Source organism: Streptomyces sp. NPDC054847, from assembly GCF_053610925.1.
The window spans coordinates 1-17540 of sequence record NZ_JBSGZJ010000114.1 but is presented as its reverse complement, the minus strand read 5'-3'; the positions used below and the strand labels follow the sequence as shown (position 1 = coordinate 17540).

At 72.4% G+C, this 17540-nt stretch carries 19 protein-coding genes and 1 pseudogene; 10 read left to right on the top strand and 10 right to left on the bottom strand.

The genetic code is table 11. The features are described from left to right. Positions 1 to 142 precede the first annotated feature (142 nt). Positions 143 to 502: a hypothetical protein gene (locus tag ACWGH4_RS14675; RefSeq protein WP_453460142.1), complete on the top strand. Its 360-nt coding sequence runs from the start codon at positions 143 to 145 to the stop codon at positions 500 to 502. Positions 503 to 692: 190 nt separating this feature from the next. Here ACWGH4_RS14675 and ACWGH4_RS14670 read toward each other — a convergent pair whose 3' ends face one another. Further along, complete coding sequence (locus ACWGH4_RS14670) at positions 693 to 920, bottom strand: DUF6296 family protein (protein WP_189472059.1); 228 nt, start codon at positions 918 to 920, stop codon at positions 693 to 695. A gap of 161 nt (positions 921 to 1081) precedes the next feature. Here ACWGH4_RS14670 and ACWGH4_RS14665 point away from each other — a divergent pair, with 161 nt between their 5' ends. Beyond that, positions 1082 to 2038 (top strand): aldo/keto reductase, encoded by a 957-nt coding sequence (locus ACWGH4_RS14665; protein WP_441262433.1) that lies wholly within the window; start codon positions 1082 to 1084, stop codon positions 2036 to 2038. Between the two features lie 108 nt (positions 2039 to 2146). Here ACWGH4_RS14665 and ACWGH4_RS14660 read toward each other — a convergent pair whose 3' ends face one another. Next, positions 2147 to 2320 (bottom strand): CsbD family protein, encoded by a 174-nt coding sequence (locus ACWGH4_RS14660; RefSeq protein ID WP_189472057.1) that lies wholly within the window; start codon positions 2318 to 2320, stop codon positions 2147 to 2149. A gap of 190 nt (positions 2321 to 2510) precedes the next feature. Here ACWGH4_RS14660 and ACWGH4_RS14655 point away from each other — a divergent pair, with 190 nt between their 5' ends. The 3 genes from ACWGH4_RS14655 to ACWGH4_RS14645 all read left to right on the top strand — a co-directional run bounded on the left by ACWGH4_RS14655 (position 2511) and on the right by ACWGH4_RS14645 (position 4084). Beyond that, positions 2511 to 2816, top strand: coding sequence for a hypothetical protein (locus tag ACWGH4_RS14655; protein ID WP_307710033.1), 306 nt, complete (start codon positions 2511 to 2513; stop codon positions 2814 to 2816). 237 nt (positions 2817 to 3053) lie between these two features. Next, complete coding sequence (locus ACWGH4_RS14650) at positions 3054 to 3410, top strand: PRC-barrel domain containing protein (RefSeq protein WP_441262432.1); 357 nt, start codon at positions 3054 to 3056, stop codon at positions 3408 to 3410. Positions 3411 to 3538: 128 nt separating this feature from the next. Then, on the top strand, positions 3539 to 4084 hold the full coding sequence (locus ACWGH4_RS14645) for a TerB family tellurite resistance protein (RefSeq protein ID WP_441262431.1): 546 nt from the start codon (positions 3539 to 3541) through the stop codon (positions 4082 to 4084). Positions 4085 to 4169: 85 nt separating this feature from the next. Here the strand turns inward: ACWGH4_RS14645 and ACWGH4_RS14640 are convergent, their stop codons facing one another. The 4 genes from ACWGH4_RS14640 to ACWGH4_RS14625 form a co-directional block, all read right to left on the bottom strand. Continuing rightward, a complete protein-coding gene (locus ACWGH4_RS14640) occupies positions 4170 to 6059 on the bottom strand; it encodes a DUF2264 domain-containing protein (RefSeq protein WP_453460136.1) in 1890 nt (629 codons plus the stop codon). Further along, positions 6056 to 7096, bottom strand: a complete 1041-nt coding sequence (locus ACWGH4_RS14635; protein ID WP_453460133.1) for a hydroxyacid dehydrogenase — start codon at positions 7094 to 7096, stop codon at positions 6056 to 6058. The genes ACWGH4_RS14640 and ACWGH4_RS14635 overlap by 4 nt, the downstream gene beginning before the upstream one ends. Positions 7097 to 7260: 164 nt before the next feature. Continuing rightward, positions 7261 to 8391 carry a substrate-binding domain-containing protein gene (locus tag ACWGH4_RS14630; RefSeq protein WP_453460130.1) on the bottom strand — a complete coding sequence of 377 codons (1131 nt, stop codon included), beginning with the start codon at positions 8389 to 8391 and terminating at the stop codon, positions 7261 to 7263. A gap of 139 nt (positions 8392 to 8530) precedes the next feature. Next, the gene (locus ACWGH4_RS14625; RefSeq protein ID WP_453460127.1) at positions 8531 to 8794 is read right to left on the bottom strand and encodes a hypothetical protein; all 264 of its coding nucleotides are present in this window, start codon (positions 8792 to 8794) and stop codon (positions 8531 to 8533) included. Positions 8795 to 8915: 121 nt separating this feature from the next. On the opposite strand from ACWGH4_RS14625, the gene ACWGH4_RS14620 reads away from it, so the two are divergent. Continuing rightward, entirely contained in the window at positions 8916 to 9839 is a 924-nt protein-coding gene (locus tag ACWGH4_RS14620; protein WP_453460125.1) for an NADP-dependent oxidoreductase, read from the top strand. Positions 9840 to 10091: 252 nt separating this feature from the next. After that, the gene (locus ACWGH4_RS14615) at positions 10092 to 10943 is read left to right on the top strand and encodes a class I SAM-dependent methyltransferase (protein WP_453460122.1); all 852 of its coding nucleotides are present in this window, start codon (positions 10092 to 10094) and stop codon (positions 10941 to 10943) included. Positions 10944 to 11149: 206 nt separating this feature from the next. Here the strand turns inward: ACWGH4_RS14615 and ACWGH4_RS14610 are convergent, their stop codons facing one another. Then, complete coding sequence (locus ACWGH4_RS14610; protein WP_453460119.1) at positions 11150 to 12244, bottom strand: glutamate--cysteine ligase 2; 1095 nt, start codon at positions 12242 to 12244, stop codon at positions 11150 to 11152. A 308-nt stretch (positions 12245 to 12552) separates the two neighbouring features. Here ACWGH4_RS14610 and ACWGH4_RS14605 point away from each other — a divergent pair, with 308 nt between their 5' ends. Beyond that, positions 12553 to 12837: a hypothetical protein gene (locus ACWGH4_RS14605; RefSeq protein ID WP_453460116.1), complete on the top strand. Its 285-nt coding sequence runs from the start codon at positions 12553 to 12555 to the stop codon at positions 12835 to 12837. Positions 12838 to 13040: 203 nt separating this feature from the next. Further along, positions 13041 to 13931: an SDR family oxidoreductase gene (locus ACWGH4_RS14600; RefSeq protein WP_441262422.1), complete on the top strand. Its 891-nt coding sequence runs from the start codon at positions 13041 to 13043 to the stop codon at positions 13929 to 13931. On the opposite strand, the gene ACWGH4_RS14595 is transcribed toward ACWGH4_RS14600, so the two are convergent. Further along, entirely contained in the window at positions 13900 to 14799 is a 900-nt protein-coding gene (locus tag ACWGH4_RS14595; RefSeq protein ID WP_441262421.1) for a ketose-bisphosphate aldolase, read from the bottom strand. The genes ACWGH4_RS14600 and ACWGH4_RS14595 overlap by 32 nt on opposite strands. Before the next feature lie 47 nt (positions 14800 to 14846). After that, positions 14847 to 15797, bottom strand: a complete 951-nt coding sequence (locus tag ACWGH4_RS14590; protein WP_453460113.1) for an SIS domain-containing protein — start codon at positions 15795 to 15797, stop codon at positions 14847 to 14849. Positions 15798 to 16031: 234 nt separating this feature from the next. Between ACWGH4_RS14590 and ACWGH4_RS14585 the strand changes: the two genes are divergently transcribed. Then, complete coding sequence (locus tag ACWGH4_RS14585) at positions 16032 to 16832, top strand: DeoR/GlpR family DNA-binding transcription regulator (RefSeq protein ID WP_453460110.1); 801 nt, start codon at positions 16032 to 16034, stop codon at positions 16830 to 16832. A 59-nt stretch (positions 16833 to 16891) separates the two neighbouring features. Here the strand turns inward: ACWGH4_RS14585 and ACWGH4_RS14580 are convergent. Next, positions 16892 to 17540: pseudogene (locus tag ACWGH4_RS14580) on the bottom strand (NEW3 domain-containing protein); the annotation flags it as partial.

Sequence of the window (17540 nt, the reverse complement as noted above, 5' to 3'; positions counted from 1 at the left end):
AGCAGATACGACGGAACACGCCCGTGACTCGGCGGCCGACGTGGGTACCCGACATGGACAAGCTGCCGGCGAGATCCCGCAACGAGGGTGTCGCCGGCCGCCCGCCAGGACGGCCGGCGGGCCGGAGGGAAAGGTGAAACCAGTGAGCGCTCCTGCGCAACCGCAGCGGGACGAAGGGAAACCCGTGGGGGTCAGGGCCTACGCAGAGGCCGAGGCGGCGGAACGCGAACTGCCCCGGCTCCTCTCGTCACGGGAGGCCCCGCCCGGCTACCGGGACGGGGTGTCGGCGGGATACCGATGGGCCCTGGGCCGGGACGCCCGATCGCCCGTCACCGGAGCAGGCGTCGACGGCGTGCCGGACATGGAACTGCTGACCGCCGAGATCGACGCCGCGGTGGTCCGGGAGGACGAGGCCGCGAGCGATCCCGCCACGCGGGACTACGTGCGCGGCGTGCACTCCGCTCTGGCCTGGGTCTGCGGTTACAGCGATCGCCGGGTGTGACGCGGCCACCGCCCCGCACGCGGTGCCCGCCCCGCCCGTCGCCCTGTAACGCCCGCCGACCGTCGCCTTGCCACGCATGCCGTGCCACGACGTGCGCATTCCGGCGGTGCCTCACCTGAGCCGTCCGGCGCGTCACGCCCTCCGGCACCTCACATCTTCTGGTCCGTACCCTTCTGGTCCGTACGGCACTTCACACCTGCGCGGTCCGCGCGATCACCGGCAGCTCATGGGCCTGATGACCGCCGCTGGCGAGCATCCGTACCTCACTCTGGCCGCTCACCTCGGCTCGTACGATCCCCGTCTCGTCCTCGTAGATCGGGTTGCCGCCCGGTCCTGTCTTGTCGGTACGCCGCACCACGACCACGTCGTCCACGGCCGCCGCCTGGAAGATGAGTTCGTAGCTCTCCGGATATTCCATGACCGCCTCCCGGTCCCTGCGCCTCGCGACCGGGAAACACGTGGCGGCCGCGCGGCGCCTTCCTTCCATCGTCACTCCGGCCCGCGGCCCGCGCCTGTCCGGCGGCCGGCGCCGCGGATACCCGTTTGGGCGCCGCCACCCGGCCGTGGAAGGGTGAGCCCGTGACGAAGAACGCGGACACGGGCGCGGAGCGGCTGCTCTACGGATGCATGGGCCTGGGCGGGGCCTGGGACACGACGCCGTACGGCGCGTCGGACATCGCGAACGCCGAGGCGGCGGTCGAGGCGGCACTCGACAGCGGGATCACGGCGTTCGACCACGCCGACATCTACCGGCACGGCAAGGCGGAGGCCGTGTTCGGCGAGGTCCTCGCTCGGGCTCCGGGACTGCGCGAACGCATCGTCCTGCAGACGAAGTGCGGCATCCGGCTCGCCGACGGTGAACGGCCGGGCATGTACGACCTGCGGGGCGGGAGCATCGTGCGGCGCGTCGAGGAGAGTCTCGTACGCCTGCGTACCGACGTCATCGACGTACTGCTGCTGCACCGGCCGGACCCGTTGGCCGACCCGGAGGACGTCGCACAGGCACTGACATCGCTGCACCGGCAGGGGCTCGTGCGCCGCTTCGGCGTCTCGAACATGAGCGGCCCGCAGATCTCGCTCCTCCAGAGCTTCCTCGGGCTGCCGCTGGCCGCCAACCAGCTCGAGATGAGCCTCCACCGCCGGGACTGGCTCGAAGGGGGCGTCCTCGTGAACACCCCGGAGGCGGCGTCGACCGGTTTCCCGCTGGGGACGGTGGAGCACTGCCGCTCGAACGGCATTCGTCTGCAGGCCTGGGGCGCCTTGGCGCAGGGACGCTTCACGGGCCGCCAGGAGACCTTGGCGGAGCAGGCGACGGCACGGCTCGTCACATCGCTCGCGGAAGCCAAGGGCACCTCGCCGGAGACGGTCCTGCTGTGGTGGCTCCAGCGGCACCCCTCACGGATCGCGCCGGTCATCGGCAGCGCGAGGCCCGAACGCATCCGTGCGTGCGCCGACGCCGCGCGACGGGACCCTGAGCTCACCCATGAGGAGTGGTACGAGCTCTGGATCTCCGCGCGCGGCGCCGCTCTGCCCTAGAGGGCCTCTTGTTCCGGTCCTGCCGGGCCCGGTCCGGACGAAAGCCACCGGAGCTGTCCCGGCAGGCCCGTCGGCATCAGAGCCGCACGGGCCGACGGCATGCTTCGCTCAGTGGCGGAAGACGTCCTTCGTCTTCTCCTTGGCCTGGCGGGCGTCGCCCTTGGCCTGCTCCGCCCGCCCCTCGGCTGTGAGCCTCTCGTTGCCCACGGCACGGCCCGCGGCTTCCTTTGCCTTGCCCTTGGCCTGTTCCATCTTGGCGCGGGTCTTCTTCTTCTCAGCCACGGAATTCACATCCCAGCTGTATTCGACGTCATGGATGTCTGTCTGCTCTCCGATCGGTCCCGCCTCAAACATCGCCGGTTCCCTGCGCGTGACATGCGGAAAGCGATTTCCAAGGTGTCTTTCGGGCAACACTCGGCGGCGGAAGTGAAGGGCGCTCGCGAATCCGCCGTCATGGTGTGAGTCTGGAGTAATGAGCTGGGCGTCATGGACAACTCGCGATGTATACACGGGACGCGGCGGTGCCCTCACGGAGGAGACCGGGGTGATGACCGGTAACCTCACCGTCCACACCACATGGGCCGATGACACCGCACAGGTCGCTCTGCAGTTCACGGGTGCGACGGACTGGTTCACGATGGCCGGCAGTCCCACACCGTGCCCTTCCGAGGAAGCCAGCCGGGCACTGCACGACGCGGTCGTCCAGGCGGTCCGCAACGGCGGGGGCGCCGTGGTTCCGGCCTGGGCACCACAGGAGGGGAGGACGACCGGGCACTGAGGTCAGTCGTCACAGGGCACGGCTCCTGCGGTACGAAAAGCCGCCTGAAGGATCCGGAAGAGTCGAAAAGCGCGCACAGGGGGCGCTCGACCGGTGTGTCCGGGACACGACGGCATCTCTGCCGCCGCGGAGGGGCACAATCTTGCGGACCGGGCATCCTTGTGCGGACACCCGGCGCTCCGCAGGGGCAGTCATTCGACCGCGATTCGACGATCAGGAGGATTCACGTTGCAGGACATGTGGATCTACTCGCCCGGCATCGGCCACCGACCGGGACGGGACCTGACCGGTTTCACCGTGGAGACGCCGGACGGGGTCCTCGGGCACGTCGACCGGCAGTCCGACGCCCCCGGCAGACAGCATCTGGTCGTCGACACCGGCGCGTGGGTCTTCGGGCGGAGCGTTCTCGTGCCCGCGGGGTTCGTCCGGCGGATCAACGCCGAGCAGCGGACGGTCACCGTCGTCCCCACGAAGGAGCAGATCAAGAACGCCCCGCCGTTCAGCAGGGACAGCGAGACGGCGGACGCCGGCTATCTCGACGGTGTGGGCCGCTACTACGCCGGACTCGACCTCTCGGAACCGCCCGCGGTGTGACCGGCCCGAACCCGGACGGGGTCGCCGGGGCCGGAACGTGTGGGCGTGCCCGAGCGTTGGCAGGGTGACGCGGCCGCGACACGCGGTCGCCGCACGTACGACGCTCGACAGAAGCCGAGGTGGCACCAGTGGCAATGTGGGACCGGATCAAGGACCAGGCCAAGAATCTGCAGCAGGGCCAGGGCACCCGGAGCCCCGGCGGGCACGGCACGGGCTCACGGTCCTCGGGCGGCTCCCGCGCCCAGTTGGTGAGCGCGCTGAAGACACAGCTCACCTCGCTGAAGACGGAGTTGAAGAGCGGGGCCTTCAGGGATGCCAGCATGGCGATGTGCGCCCTGGTCGCCGCCGCCGACGGGCATGTGGACCAGGCGGAGCGGCAGCACGTCGAGTCGCTGATCCTGGGCAACGACGTCCTGCAGAACTTCCCGGCGGACCAGCTGCGCCAGCGTTTCAACAAGCACGCCGACCAGCTCTCCGCCAACTTCCTGCTGGGCAAGGCGCAGGTGATGCAGGAGGTCGCCAAGGCGGCGAAGAAGCCTACGGAGGCCAGGGCCGTGATCCAGACGGGCATCGTCATCGCCGGCGCGGACGGCTACGTCGAGCCGTCCGAGCTGGAGATCATCCGTGAGGCCTGCGCCGTACTGGGGCTCTCCCCCACGGAGTTCGGCATCTGAGCACTCCGCCGCCGGCCGGCCGGGGTCGAGGCCCCGGCCGAGCGGGCCTGGACTCCGGACCCGGCCGGCCTGTCCGGCCTGCGCGTCATGGCCGGTGCGCGGCCCGGCAGGTGACGGAGACGGGATCGAAGGTGATCCGGGTCCGGGAGCCGTCGTCGGCCCACCGCACCTCGAAGCCGTCGTCGTCCACGGTCACAGCGGCGACGGCATCGGCCGCGGGAGCACTCTGCGGATCGCCGGAGAGCACCGCCAGCGCCGCATGAACTCCGGTGCCCCGCGCCGGGGCGGCGAGCCGCGGCATCACGGCCCACGGCGTGTACGCGGTCCCCTGCGGCGCGCGTACCTCGTCCCCCTCGAGCCAGCCGTGCAGCGGATGCAGCGCCGAGTGCAGCGCCTCGTCCGGGCCGGTCGCCCAGCCCGTCTGCTCGACGCGGGCACCGGGCGGAGCGCCGGTCACCCGGTGCACGCGCAGTTCGATCCCCCCGCGGGCGACGGTGACGCTCTCCACCTTCAGGCCGGGCACCATGGGCGGCCCCGCGGGGAACACCGGCCGGTGCCAGGACGCGGCCCAGCCCCACCCGTCGCCCCCGCCCGCGCCCAGCGGGTGGATGCGGCGGCGGACGCTGCGCACGCCGCCGACCACGAGCCCGAGGTGGTTGTCGGCGGTGTTGGCGGTGGACGTCGGGCCGGTGCGGGTGGAGTACGCCTGACGGCCGTAGTGCGGATCGTCGTCGGCGGCCGACTCCCCCTCCTGGGGGCGCACATGGTCGCTGCCGTGGTTGTGCAGCCGGACGATTCCGTCGGCGCGGGTGCTCTGCACCAGCAGCCCGGGCGCGGGCAGCGCCAGCACCCGGTCGGGTCCCTCGCTCGGCGCTGCCTGTTCCGTGGCGGTCCACAGCGGGTGCCCGGCCGGGGCGAGCAGACATACGAACGCCTTCGACGCCCAGTACGGGGACGCCGGCCCGGAGTAGTTCTGCAGCGTCTCCTCGTGCCGCCCGTGCCAGCCGAGGGCGAGCAGCCCGTCACGGCCGACGGCGCCACGGTCGAGGAAGTAGCGCAACGCCCCGCTGATCAGCCTGCGGGAGACCCCCGGCTCGAGCGGCGTGCTGCCGGTGACGGCACCGAGGCCGACCGCGGAAGCGGCGGCGAAGCGGTAGGTGAGCGAGCGCCCGAAGTGGACGGGCGCCCCGTCCGAGCCGAAGAGGAGTCCGTAGCTCTCCAGGTGCTCGCGCAGCCGCGGCGCGTACGGGTCTGCCGCGGCGCCGGCGAGATGGGAGTCGAGCACCGGATACAGGTGCAGGGCCCAGCCGTTGTAGTGGTCGAACGCCCGGCCGTCGCCGTCGGCGTACCATCCTTGGCCGCGGTACCAGCCGTCGAGCAGTTCGAGGGCGCGCTCGCGGGCACGCGTGGTCTCCTCGTCGCCGCGGCCCACCGATTCCAGGAACCCGGCCACGGTGTACGGGAAGAGGTACCAGTTGTTGGGCGAGGGTACGTGGCGCAGGGCGCCGCGAAGCCATTCCTCGGCCCGGTCCTGGACCTCCGCTTCGAGCCGGTCCCACAGCCAGGGCCGGGTCATCCGCAGCCCGAGGGCCACGGACGCGGACTCGACCATGGGCTGGCCCGCGACGTCGTGGCCGAGGATCACGGGCCAGGACTCGGCGTCGTCCCGGCCGGGGGTGCGGGTTCCGGCGGCGATGCCCTCGGCGTACCTCTCCAGCCATCCGTGCGGGTCGTCGCCGCCCGCTCCCGCGACCCGGAAGGCCGCGGCGAGGAAGGTACGGGCGTATCCCTCGAGTCCGTCGGAGCGGACCCCGGAGGCGGAGGGGCGTCCCGGCAGGTCCAGCAGGGCACCCCTGGGGGTCGACCAGCGCCGGGCGGCCGTCAGCAGGCCGTCGGCCGCCGCCTCCCAGTGCTCTCGGGTGTACCCGGTGTACGGACTCAGGACCCGGTCGTCGCCGGGCAGTTGCAGGCTCATGCGAGACGGGCCAGCCTCTCACGCAGTACGGGGTGGGCGAATGCCTCGCCGCCGGCCCAACGGGCGACCTCCGCGACGGCGAGCTCCGCGAGCCGCCCCCATTCATTGCCCAGGGAGCCGGCGATGTGCGGTGTGATCGTGACGTTGTCACAGTCCCACAACGGGTGCTCGGGCGGCAGGACTTCGGGGTCGGTGACGTCCAGCACGGCACGGATGCGGCCTTGGACGGCCGCCTCGGTGAGGGCGTCCTGGTCGATGACGGCTCCACGGGCGGTGTTGATCAGGACGGCGTCCGGCCGCATGGCGCCGATCAGTTCCCGGCCGACGAGACCGCGGGTGTCGGGCAGCAGCGGGGTGTGGACGCTGACGACGTCGCTGCGGGTGAACAGTTCGCCGATGCCCACGGCCTCGACGCCGAGCGCGGTGGCGTCGTCCTCGTCGACGTACGGATCGTGCAGCAGCACCTCGACGTCGTACGCGCGCAGCAGCTCGATCACCCGGCGCCCGATGAGGGAGGCGGACAGGATGCCCACCGTCCGGCCGTAGTTGCCGATGTCGCGCGGTGTCCCGAGCAGCGCGGGGCGGCGGCGCTCCGACCGCAGTGTGCGGGCGCTCTCCAACGCGCGCTTGCCGCTGAGGAGGATCATGGCGACGGTGTACTCGGCGACCGGCAGGGCGTTGGCCGCGGCCGCGGAGGACACCGCGATGCCGCGTTCCCAGCATGCCTCCGTGATGTGGCCGCGTACGGACCCGGCCGTGTGGACGACGGCGCGCAGCTCGGGTGCGGCGTCGAGTACGGTCCGGTCCAGCGGCGGGCAGCCCCAGCCGGTGACCAGGACCTCGGTGTCGCGGAGGACTTCGCGCGCCCGCCCGGTGGAGAAGTCGTCGAGGGCGGGTCCGGGCGCGAGATCACAGATGTCGGTGAGGGCGGCCAGGGCGGTGGGGTCGAGCACGGCGGCTGCCGCGTCCGGTGCCATGGCGAGCGCGGCACGGGGGCGGGCGGAGCGGCCGGGGGCGGCACCGGACGAGCGGGGCATCTCTCTCCTCGCGGGGTGGGCGGGCGTGCCGCGGCTCTGTCCGGCCGGCACGGCCCGGACAGAAACCGCTTGTGGAGGAAGACAGCAAGGCGACTCGGGAGCACGGAACAGAGAGCATCCTGAGCGACTGGTCGATCAAGGTCAAGAGAACGATCAGAGGAAACTCAAACGGTCGAACGATCAGACCGGAGATCCTGGGCCGATCCGCGGATCTTCAACTCGGGGAGGAGTTCCGTCCGTTGAGGCGGCGCGCCCGGCCGGGACAGCCGCTGCACGAGCAGTTCGGCGGCCACCCGCCCCACCGCGGCCTTCGGCGGTGCGACGGCGGTGAGCGGGGTGCTGCCGAAGGCCGCCACGACGTCGTCGTAGGCCACCACCGAGCAGTCCTGGGGCACCCGCACTCCGCTGTCGGCGAGTTGCTGCACCAGCATCAGGGCGTCGACGTCGCCGTGGAGCACGGCGGCCGTGAAGCCGCGCTCCCGCAGCAGGCGTGCGAGCCCGTCGCCGGAGACGGGGCCGTCCCGATCGCATGCTCCCGCCGGATCGACGGCCTCCGAGGTCGAGGCGCTCAGCACGACGTCCCAGGCCTCGACCTCCTCGCGGTCCCCGGCGATCCGGGCGAAGGCGGAACGCAACGCCCGCGCCGTCGGGCTGTCGTCCCGCGCGGCCAGCACGATCCTGCGGTGCCCCAGCGACACGAGGTGCTCGACCGCGAGATGCATCCCGTACCAGTGGTCGGAACAGACGGAGTCCATCGCATGCAGCCCGCTCCCCCGGCGCGGTCTGCGCTCCATCAGGACGGTGGGCACGTCCAGGTCCGCGAGCCAGGCGTGGCCGGCCTCCTCCTCGGCCACCGTGCGCCAGCGCGGGGCGATCAGCAGTCCCCGCGCGCCGTCGGCCAAGGCGCGCTCCACGAGCGGCCGTTCGGCCCCCGCGGCCTGCGGGGTGATGTGCAGGGCCACCCGTATCCCGGCGGCGTCGAGCACGGTACGGGCGCCGTGCATGGTCTCGTACAGGTACGTGTGCCGCTCAGGGACGACAAGAGCCACCGCCGCATCGTTCGCGACATCCGACGAAGCGGGCACGGGCACCTGCGCCTGCGTCGCGGATTCGATCGAGCGGGCGACCCCGTGCCCGCGTCGCAGCTTGCCCGTCCTGGCGAGCTCCTCGACGTCCCGGCGGGCGGTCACGACCGAGACTTCCAGTTCGCCGGCGAGGTCGCTGACCCGCACCGACCCTCTCGACCGCACCACAGCGAGGATCCGCCGCCGCCGCACCTCGCTCGGCTCCCGCATGCCCTGTGGCCTCCCCTGCCGGATCACCGCTGATCGTTCGACCGTTCGGCAGGAGAATACCGATCGCGGGCGTACGGGAACGGCCCCCGGGCGGAAGTATCCGCTGCGGCAACCGGGGTCGGCGCCGGTGCGTCGCGGGTCAGCCGGTGGATTCGTCCGGTGTCGGCGTCCCGGACGGCCCGCCTTCGTCGCCGGGGGCTCCGCGCGGGCCGGCGCCCGCCTCGTCCATGTCGGGCACGTCGTCGCCCGCCCCCTCCGGCTGCTCGGCGCCGCCCCCGGCCCGGTCCGGCGATTCCTGCTCGGGCGACGGTTCCTCCGCCGCGCCGGCCTGCTGGTCGGGCATGTCACGCGGCAGCGGGGCGTCAGTGTCCTCGAAGCCCTCCGGCCGGTATTCGTCGCTCATTCCGCCTCCCTCGTCGAACGTCTCCAGCGGTGCCGGACGCTGCGCGGGTACCCGCCCGGGCGGCGCCGACACGAGGCGGCGGACGATCGGGGTGGCGGCACACCGCGGTGTAGAAAGAACCATGCGAGCGATCACAGCCGACCGCTACGGCGGCCCTGAAGTCCTGCGGCTCACCGAAACCGCTGATCCCAAGATCGCACCCGACGCCGTCCTGGTCCGTGTGAAGGCCGCCGGTGTCAATCCCGTCGACTGGAAGATCGTCGCCGGATACCTCGACCCGATCATGAACGTCCACTTCCCGCTGATCCCCGGCTGGGACATGTCCGGCGTCGTCGAGGCGGTCGGCCTGGACGCGACCGAGTTCTCCGTGGGCGACGAGGTCTGCGGCTACGTCAGGAAGGACGAGGTGCAGCACGGCACGTTCGCCGAGCTGGTCGCCGCCCCGGTCCGCACGCTGGCGAAGAAGCCCTCCTCTCTCGACTGGCGGCAGGCCGCGGGCCTGCCGCTCGCGGGGCTCACCGCCCACCAGTCCCTGGCCCGCATCGGCGTCACGCGTGGCGACACGGTCCTGGTGCACGCCGCCGCCGGCGGTGTGGGCTCGTTCGCCGTGCAGATCGCGGTGGCCCTGGGCGCCCGCGTCATCGGTACGGCGAGCGAACGCAACCACGACTTCCTCCGCTCGCTGGGCGCCGAGCCGGTCGTCTACGGGGAGGGCCTCGCCGAGCGGGTACGCGAGCTGGCGCCCGACGGCATCACCGCAGCCGTCGACTACGTCGGCGAGGACGCCGTGGAGGTCTCACTGCAGCTGCTCACCGACCGGACCCGCGTCGCGTCCGTCGTGGACGCCTCGGTCACACAGCGCGGCGGGCACCACGTCTGGGTGCGGCCGAGCACCGCCGACCTCACCGATCTCGGCCGGCTCGCGGACTCGGGCAGCCTCACCGTGAACGTCGACCATGCGCTGCCCCTCGCCGAAGCGGGCGAGGCGTTCCGGCTGAGCTCGGAGGGGCGTACCCGCGGAAAGATCGTGCTGGAGGTCGCCTGAGTCTTCGGGTGGGGCGGGGCGGAACGGGCAAGCACCGAACGCGCCGACCGTGACGGGGCGACGCCGGACAGCGCCGATCCCGGTCGGGCGCCGCCGGAAGTGGACCGGGGCGTGAAACGGAGAAACCAGGCGGAGCCCACCCACCTCTCTCTATCGTGGGAAGCACCGGCAGCAATTCGGCAGAGCTGGTGAAAACGGCCGGAAAGGCCGCTTCCCGACGGCCTCGGCCAGACTCTCCCCAGGAGGTCTGTCATGACTGACGCGACCGAAGCGGCCCAGGCCGACGTCCAGGCGGACGTGGCGCTCAAGGCGAAGCACCGGAAGATGTGGGCGCTGGGCGACTACCCCACCCTGGCCGGTGAGCTCATTCCCGAGCTGGGCACGACCCTGGTGGAGGCGTGCGGCGTGGCGGCCGGCGACAAGGTGCTGGACATCGCGGCCGGGACGGGCAACGCGTCGATCCCGGCGGCGCAGGCCGGCACCGATGTCGTCGCCTGCGACCTCACGCCGGAGCTGCTGGAGGCCGGACGGCAACAGGCGCGGAAGCAGGGCGTGGAGCTGGAGTGGCGCGAGGCCGACGCCGAGGCGCTCCCCTTCGGCGACGGCGAGTTCGACACCGTCATCTCCTGCGTCGGGATCATGTTCGCCCCGCACCACGAGGCAGCGACCGGCGAACTGCTCCGGGTCTGCCGCCCGGGCGGGACCGTCGGCCTGATCAACTGGACGCCGGAGGGGTTCATCGGGCAGATGTTCGCCGCGATGAAGCCGTACGCCCCACCGCCGCCCCCGGGTGCGCAGCCCCCACCGCTGTGGGGCAAGGAGGAACACGTCAGGGCGCTCCTCGGCGACGGGGTGAACGGCCTGGAGATGCGCCGGCGGACGGTGCGGGTGGACCGCTTCGACCGACCGGAAGCCTTCCGTGACTACTTCAAGGCCGTGTACGGGCCGACCATCGCCGTCTACCGGAACATCGCCGAATCCCCGGACCGGGTCGCCGCACTGGACAGCGCACTCACCGAGCTGGCCCGCGAGCACGGCTCCGGCTCGGGAGGCTTCGCCATGGAGTGGGAGTACCTCCTGGTGACCGCCCGCCGGAGCGGTTGACCCCCGGCGGAACCGGGGCAGAGGGAGACCCCGCCGCGACGGGGGATGCGCGGCGGGGCCCGATGGGCGTATGCCCCAGGAGCGGAGATCCATGCGTCTTCGGCGCGGCGGGTCCGGGCCGCGTCCAAGACCTCGGCAGCAGTCGTGTCCCTCGACGGCCGACCGGCGAGCGGCGCTGAGGGTTCGTCCGGGGGCCGGCCACGGCGTCAGTGGCCGGCGGTCCGGCGCACGCAGGCGGCGACAACGTCCCGCAGGCTTCCCGTGCGGTGCAGCAGGTCGCGCTGGAAGCGGGCGCCGTTGCCGTCGGCGTGCAGTGCGGCGACCGCGTCCACGGCGCGCTCCGCGTCGCCGGTGTCCTTCAGGGCGTCGCCGACGTGGTCGAGCAGCACCCGTACGACGTCGGCGGCCGGTTCGGGGCGCATGGTGAGCGGGTGGATCAGCCGTTCCTCCAGTCCGGAGCGGCTGGCGCGCCACGCCGCGAGCCGCAGCAGGCCGACACCGTGCGGCACCGGCGGCAGACCCTCCCGCCACTCGCGTGCAGCCGTCTCCACGAGCCCGCGGACGAGCGTGGCGACGAGCACCGTCGTCGAAGGGTCCAGGCAGACGTCCGCCACACGGATCTCCACGGTCGGATACCGGTGGGAGAGACGGGCATCGAAGTAGATCATTCCCTGGTCGTGCAGGGCCCCGGTGCCGACCATCGCCTCGACCTGCTCGTGGTAGCGGTCGGCGGACCCGAACAGCTCCACCGGACCCGCCGACGGCCAGCGCGCCCAGACCCGGCTGCGGTAGCTGGAGTAGCCGCTGTCCTTGCCCTGCCAGAACGGTGAGTTCGCGCTGATCGCCACGAGGACCGGGAGCCAGGGGCGGATGCGGTCGAGGACCGCGACGCCCTCCTCGTCGGATTCGACCGCCACATGGACGTGGCACCCGCAGGTGAGCTGTTCCTGTGTGGTCAGGCCGAACTCCTCCGCCATCCAGCCGTACCGCTCGCCGCCCCACAGCGACGGAGTGACCGGCAGCGGCGAGGTGGCCAGCGCGGCGACCGCCGCGCCGAGACGTTCGGCGTGGTGGGCGGCTTCGGCGCGGCGGCGGCCGATCTCGTCCGCGAGAGCGTCCATCGACTCCTGCGGAAGCGTGGCGAACTCGAGCTGTTCCCGCTGGAGCTCCGCCTCGAACACATCCCGGCCGTCGCCGCCCTCCTGCTCGGCGGACGCGAGCACCGCCGCGGCCAGGGCACGCGGCTCGCCCGAGTCCGGATCCACGAGGAGCAGCTCCTCCTCCACGCCCACCGTGCGCATGCCCACCACTCTCCGCCGAGGTCGAGATCTGTCGTGTGCCCCCTCACGGGAGCTCGATGCGTCACCCCCCGGCCATGAAAGACGAGAACGCCCGGACCGCGGCCGGCGCCGCTCGGACGGCGTGGCGGCGGCGTAGGCCGTGCCGGGCGGGGCAGGCGCATTGTCATGGCAGACATCGCACGGCTGCCGCAGCAGCCCACGCAACGCATTCACTTCCTGGACCGCGACGTGTGTGCGGCCCGTCGTCCGGGAGCGGGCGCGAGAGATCTGCCTGGCGGTTGTCCGCTCCCCGGTACGGAGCCGGTGCCGTGACAGCGGGTCCCGCGGGCGCCGTCGCGATGGTGGTCGCGCTGCTGCTGCCCGTTCTGCTCCTCGGGCTGGTGCTCGCACTGGACCGCTACGAGGAGCGGCTGTTCCCGCCCCGGGTCCCACAGCCCCACGCCCCGCAACCCGCCCCCCGTCCGGGTGGCCGGCACGCGCGGCGCGGCCGGGCCCGCGAACGGCGCAGGACAGCCGGTCCCCCGCCCTCGCCCGGGCCGCCTCCGCCGCGCACGGTCCCCGCCGGCACCGGCCCGCCCCTGGCCAGGCCATGACGAGCTGATCCGGCCTGCCCGTAGCGGGCGTGGCGAACGCCTGCGCTTTCCGAGCGCGCACCGCTGCGCGACTCACCGCGGACACGGACGCCGGGCGGACCGAACAGTGACACTTTGCCCCGTTTGCGGGCATTCCCGCGGCACCGGAGGGTAGGCGGGGTAGCCCGCCGAGGCACACATACGCAGCAAGGGAGGAGTCGGCCGTGCCCGAGGAGAACCAGGAGGCCAGGGATCCGGGGGCCAAGCACCCGGAGCCGGAGTTCCCGAAGCAGGAACAGCAGCACCCGGGCTGGACGGGTCCGATGGACCCCCCGCCGGATCACGGCGAGGAGAGCTATCGCGGCAGCGGTCTGCTGCGTGATCTGAAGGCCGTGCTGACGGGCGGCGACTCGGGCATCGGCCGCGCGGTGGCGCTCGCCTTCGCGCGTGAGGGCGCCGATGTGCTGTTCACCCATCTGCCGGAGGAAACCGAGGAGGCGGAGGCGACACGGCGGCTGATCGTGGACGCGGGTCGCAAGGCGGTGCCGGTGCCGTGCGACATCCGCGAGGAGGAGCAGTGCCGGCGGCTCGTCGACCGAGCGGTGGCCGAGTTCGGGCACATCGACATCCTGGTCAACAACGCCGCCTACCAGATGTCGCAGCCGGAAGGCATCGGCGCGATCACGACGGAACAGTTCGACCGTGTCATGCGCACCAACCTCTACGGCATGTTCTGGGTGTCGAAGATGTCCCTGCCCCACATGCCCCGGGGCGGCTGCGTCATCAACTCCACGTCGGTGCAGGCCTACAAACCGAGCCCGCACCTGCTCGACTACGCGATGACGAAGGGCGCGATCGTCACCTTCACCCAGGGCCTGGCGCAGATGGTGGCGTCCGACGGGATCCGCGTCAACGCGGTGGCGCCGGGGCCGGTCTGGACGCCGCTCATCCCCGCGACCATGCCGGACACCGCCGAGTTCGGCAAGAAGTCGCTGTTCGGCCGGCCCGCCCAGCCTGCGGAGATGGCGCCCGCTTACGTGTTCCTCGCCTCCCCGCAGGCCGGTTACATCACGGCCGAGATCGTCAACGCGACGGGCGGGACGCCCCTGCCGTGACCGCCGCTCCCGTCGCCGTGTGCCCGCCGGAGCGCTCCCCGTGCAGGACGGCCAGCAACCCGGCCACGGCCGTGGCCACGGCGTCCCGGGCGGGGCCGAGGTACTTGCGGGGGTCGGCCGTCTCCGGGTGGGCGTCGAGGTAGGCGCGGGCCGCGTCGGTGAACGCCTTGTTGAGGTGGGTGGAGACGTTGACCTTCGTCATGCCGGCCGCGACGGCCTTGGTGAGTCCTTCGTCCCCGACGCCGGAGGAGCCGTGCAGGACCAGCGGGACGCTCACGCTGTCCCGGAGCAGGGTGATCAGCGCGAAGTCGAGGACCGCGTCCCGCGTGAGCATGGCGTGCGAGCTGCCGACGGCCACCGCGAGGGCGTCGACGGCGGTGGCGGCGACGAACGCGCGCGCCTCGGCGGGGTCGGTGCGTACGCCGGGCGCGTGCGCGCCGTCCTTGCCGCCGACCTCGCCCAGTTCCGCCTCCACCCAGACGTTCCGGGCGTGGCAGTGGGCGGTGATCTCCGCCGTCGCGGCCACGTTCTCGTCGTAGGGCAGCTTCGACGCGTCGAACATGACGGAGGTGAACCCGAGTTCGACGGCCTGGTGCACGAGGTCCCGCGATTCCGCGTGGTCGAGGTGGACGGCGACGGGGGCGCGCGACGCACGGGCGACGGCGAGGGTCGCGAGCGCGATCGGTTCCAGCGCCCCGTGGTAGCGGGCGGTGTTCTCGCTGATCTGGAGGATCACGGGCCGGCCGGCGGCCTCCGCGCCGGCGACGATGGCCTCCGCGTGTTCGAGCTGCACGACGTTGAACGCTCCGACGCCCACGCCGCCTTGGACAGCGGAGCGGACGATGTCCTCAGTGGGCGTGAGCGGCATGGACTTCCTCCACGGTGACGGTCGTACGGGAGCGGCGGTCGCGCGGCTCAGGCATGGCTGTTCTCGAGGACGACGGACCGGGTGAGGTTGCGGGGCCGGTCGGGGTTGTGGCCGCGCGCTTCGGCGAGCGTGACCGCGAGGCGCTGGGCGCGCACGAGGTCGGCGAGCGGGTCCAGGTCCCGGGCGCTGTCCGAGGAGCCGGCGACGAGCGTGCCGCCGACCCGTGCGACATCGTCCGCGAGACCGTGCGGGAGCCGGCCGAAGGCCCATGCCACGCGCCCGGGGCCGGTGATGCTGATCGGCCCGTGCCGGTACTCCATCGCCGGGTAGGCCTCGGTCCAGGCGCCGGCCGCCTCACGCATCTTCAGCCCGGCCTCGAGCGCCAGGCCGTAGGTCCAGCCGGTGCCGAGGAAGGTGAACTGCTCGGCGGCGCACACCTCGGGGTCGAGGGGCTCGAGAACGGCCCGCTCGGCGTCCTCGATCGCCCGGTCGAGGGGGCGTACGCCCTCGGGCAGCGCGTCCTCCGCCTCCAGATGGGCGCGCAGCAACGCCAGGTTGGCGGTGGCGAACCTGGTCTGGACGACGGACTCCTCGTCGGCGAAGTCCAGGACCGCGACCGCGTCGGCCGCCTGCATGACGGGCGTCGTGGGGTCGGCGGTGATCGCCCCGCTGGGCACGGTGCCCTTCACCCGCCGCAGCAGATCCAGCACCTCGGTCGTGGTGCCCGACCTGGTGATGGCGAGGACGCGGTCGTAGCGGCGGCCGTGCGGGAACTCGGAGGCCGCGAAGGCGTCCGTCTCGCCGTGGCCACCGCTCTCACGCAGCACGGCGTAGGACTGGGCCATGAACCAGGAGGTTCCGCAGCCGATGACCGCGACGCGCTCGCCCCGGCGGGGCAGGGCGGCGGCATGTCGCGGGAGCGACCTGGCCGCCTGGCGCCAGACGTCGGGCTGCGAGGCGATCTCGGCCGAGGTACGGGAGGAACCGTGGGGTGACAAGGGACGAACTCCTTCGTGAGGGGTGGCGGGAGGGTAGGGCCGGGGGCCCGGTACGGCCTCCCTTGCACCGACCCGGCGGCGCCTGCATGATTTTGCGCAATCAGACGCACTTCCGAGCAACTACAAGCACACACTTGCGCAGTATCCAGCAGCATGCTCCCCTCGGGCAAGTGGCCGCTCCGCGTCCCTTAGCGTGTGGGAGCGCAGGATCCAGGCCCCGGAGGAGTCCGACACATGTCCAAGCACGAGCGGTGGAGCAGGTTGCTGGAGTTGCTGGCCGCCGAGGGCAAGCTGGAGGTCGAGGAGGCCGCGACGACGCTCGAGGTGTCGCCCGCCACCATCAGAAGGGACCTCGACGAGCTCGCCGAGCAGCAGATGCTCGTGCGCACCCGGGGCGGCGCCGTCGCGCACGGTGTCTCCTACGAGCTTCCCCTGCGCTACAAGCAGTCCCGGCACGCCTCCGAGAAGCAGCGCATCGCCGCGGCCGTCGCAGAGCTGATCGGCGAGGGTGATGTCGTGGGCCTCAACGGGGGCACGACCACGACCGAGGTGGCGCGGGCCCTGGCGCTCCGGGCCGCCGGCGGCGGGCGGCGGGAGCTCTCCGACATGACCGCGCCCTCGCTGACCGTCGTCACCAACGCCCTCAACATCGCGGGCGAGCTCGCCGTACGCCCCCAGATCAAGATCGTCGTCACCGGGGGTGTCGCCCGTCCGCAGACCTACGAGCTCGTCGGCCCGCTGACCGTGGGCGTGCTGAACGAGGTCGTCCTGGACGTGGCCGTCCTCGGGGTCGACGGGGTGGATCCCCGGCTGGGGCTGATGACGCATCAGGAGGACGAGGCGAGCATCAGCCGGCTGTTCGCGGAGCGGGCGCGCCGGGTCGTGGTGGTGACCGACTCGTCCAAGATGGGCCGGCGTGCATTCGCCAGGATCTGCGGCCTGGATCGCGTCGACGTGCTGGTGACGGACTCGGCGCTGCCGCCCGAGATGGCGGCCCGGCTCAGTGAGGCGGGCATCAAGGTCCACGCCGTCTGAGCACGCGGTCCCCGGGCCCGCGTGCTCCGCGGCGGGCCCGGGGGTCACGGCCGGGTTTCTCAGGGAGCGACGGCCATGTCGAACACGTGGATGTTCCCGTTGCCGGGCAGGACCACGAAGTCGACGTCCTTGGCCGCGTCGAGCGGGATCGAGTGGGCGAAGATGCGGTAGGCGATCCCCGCGTTCCCGTATCCGCTCTGCCGGTTGCGGCCGTCGGAGGACGCGACCAGCGTCGCGCCGTGGGCGTTCGCCGGGTCGAACGACCAGTTGGGGAAGCCGAACGAGCCGGTGCCGGTGCTGCCGTCCTTGTAGTAGACGGTGGCCGTTCCGGTCGCGCCGCTGCCGACCCCGGAGCCGAGGAAGACGAGCTTGCTGCCCCGGCCGCTCAGGGTGACGGCCTGGCCGGCGCTGGAGACGTTGCCCTTGGTTCCCGCGGGCGCCTCCGGCCAGGTCAGTTCGGCGCCCAGCGCCCGTACCGTGGCGCCCGGGGTCAGGCCGACGTCGGCGAGTTTCTGGGCGGAGAAGCTGTTGCCGCCGCCGTCGTAGTTGCCGGGCGTGGTGTTGCTCTCGTCGGTGACGCCGACGTTGTTGTAGGCGTCCGCGAGGTCCGCCAGCGGTGTGCCGCTGCGCTGGGAGCGGGTCGCCGTCGCCGTTCCGGCTCCGTCGCCGCCCTTGTAGGTCGCCGTGGCGGTGAAGGTCCGCACCGTG

Coding starts and splice junctions, on each gene's coding strand:
- ACWGH4_RS14670 (WP_189472059.1), bottom strand. CDS start 920: ATGGAATATCCGGAGAGCTACGAACTCATCTTCCAGGCGGCGGCCGTG.
- ACWGH4_RS14655 (WP_307710033.1), top strand. CDS start 2,511: ATGAGCTGGGCGTCATGGACAACTCGCGATGTATACACGGGACGCGGC.
- ACWGH4_RS14650 (WP_441262432.1), top strand. CDS start 3,054: ATGTGGATCTACTCGCCCGGCATCGGCCACCGACCGGGACGGGACCTG.
- ACWGH4_RS14640 (WP_453460136.1), bottom strand. CDS start 6,059: ATGAGCCTGCAACTGCCCGGCGACGACCGGGTCCTGAGTCCGTACACC.
- ACWGH4_RS14635 (WP_453460133.1), bottom strand. CDS start 7,096: ATGCCCCGCTCGTCCGGTGCCGCCCCCGGCCGCTCCGCCCGCCCCCGT.
- ACWGH4_RS14630 (WP_453460130.1), bottom strand. CDS start 8,391: ATGCGGGAGCCGAGCGAGGTGCGGCGGCGGCGGATCCTCGCTGTGGTG.
- ACWGH4_RS14625 (WP_453460127.1), bottom strand. CDS start 8,794: ATGAGCGACGAATACCGGCCGGAGGGCTTCGAGGACACTGACGCCCCG.
- ACWGH4_RS14620 (WP_453460125.1), top strand. CDS start 8,916: ATGCGAGCGATCACAGCCGACCGCTACGGCGGCCCTGAAGTCCTGCGG.
- ACWGH4_RS14615 (WP_453460122.1), top strand. CDS start 10,092: ATGACTGACGCGACCGAAGCGGCCCAGGCCGACGTCCAGGCGGACGTG.
- ACWGH4_RS14610 (WP_453460119.1), bottom strand. CDS start 12,244: ATGCGCACGGTGGGCGTGGAGGAGGAGCTGCTCCTCGTGGATCCGGAC.
- ACWGH4_RS14595 (WP_441262421.1), bottom strand. CDS start 14,799: ATGCCGCTCACGCCCACTGAGGACATCGTCCGCTCCGCTGTCCAAGGC.
- ACWGH4_RS14585 (WP_453460110.1), top strand. CDS start 16,032: ATGTCCAAGCACGAGCGGTGGAGCAGGTTGCTGGAGTTGCTGGCCGCC.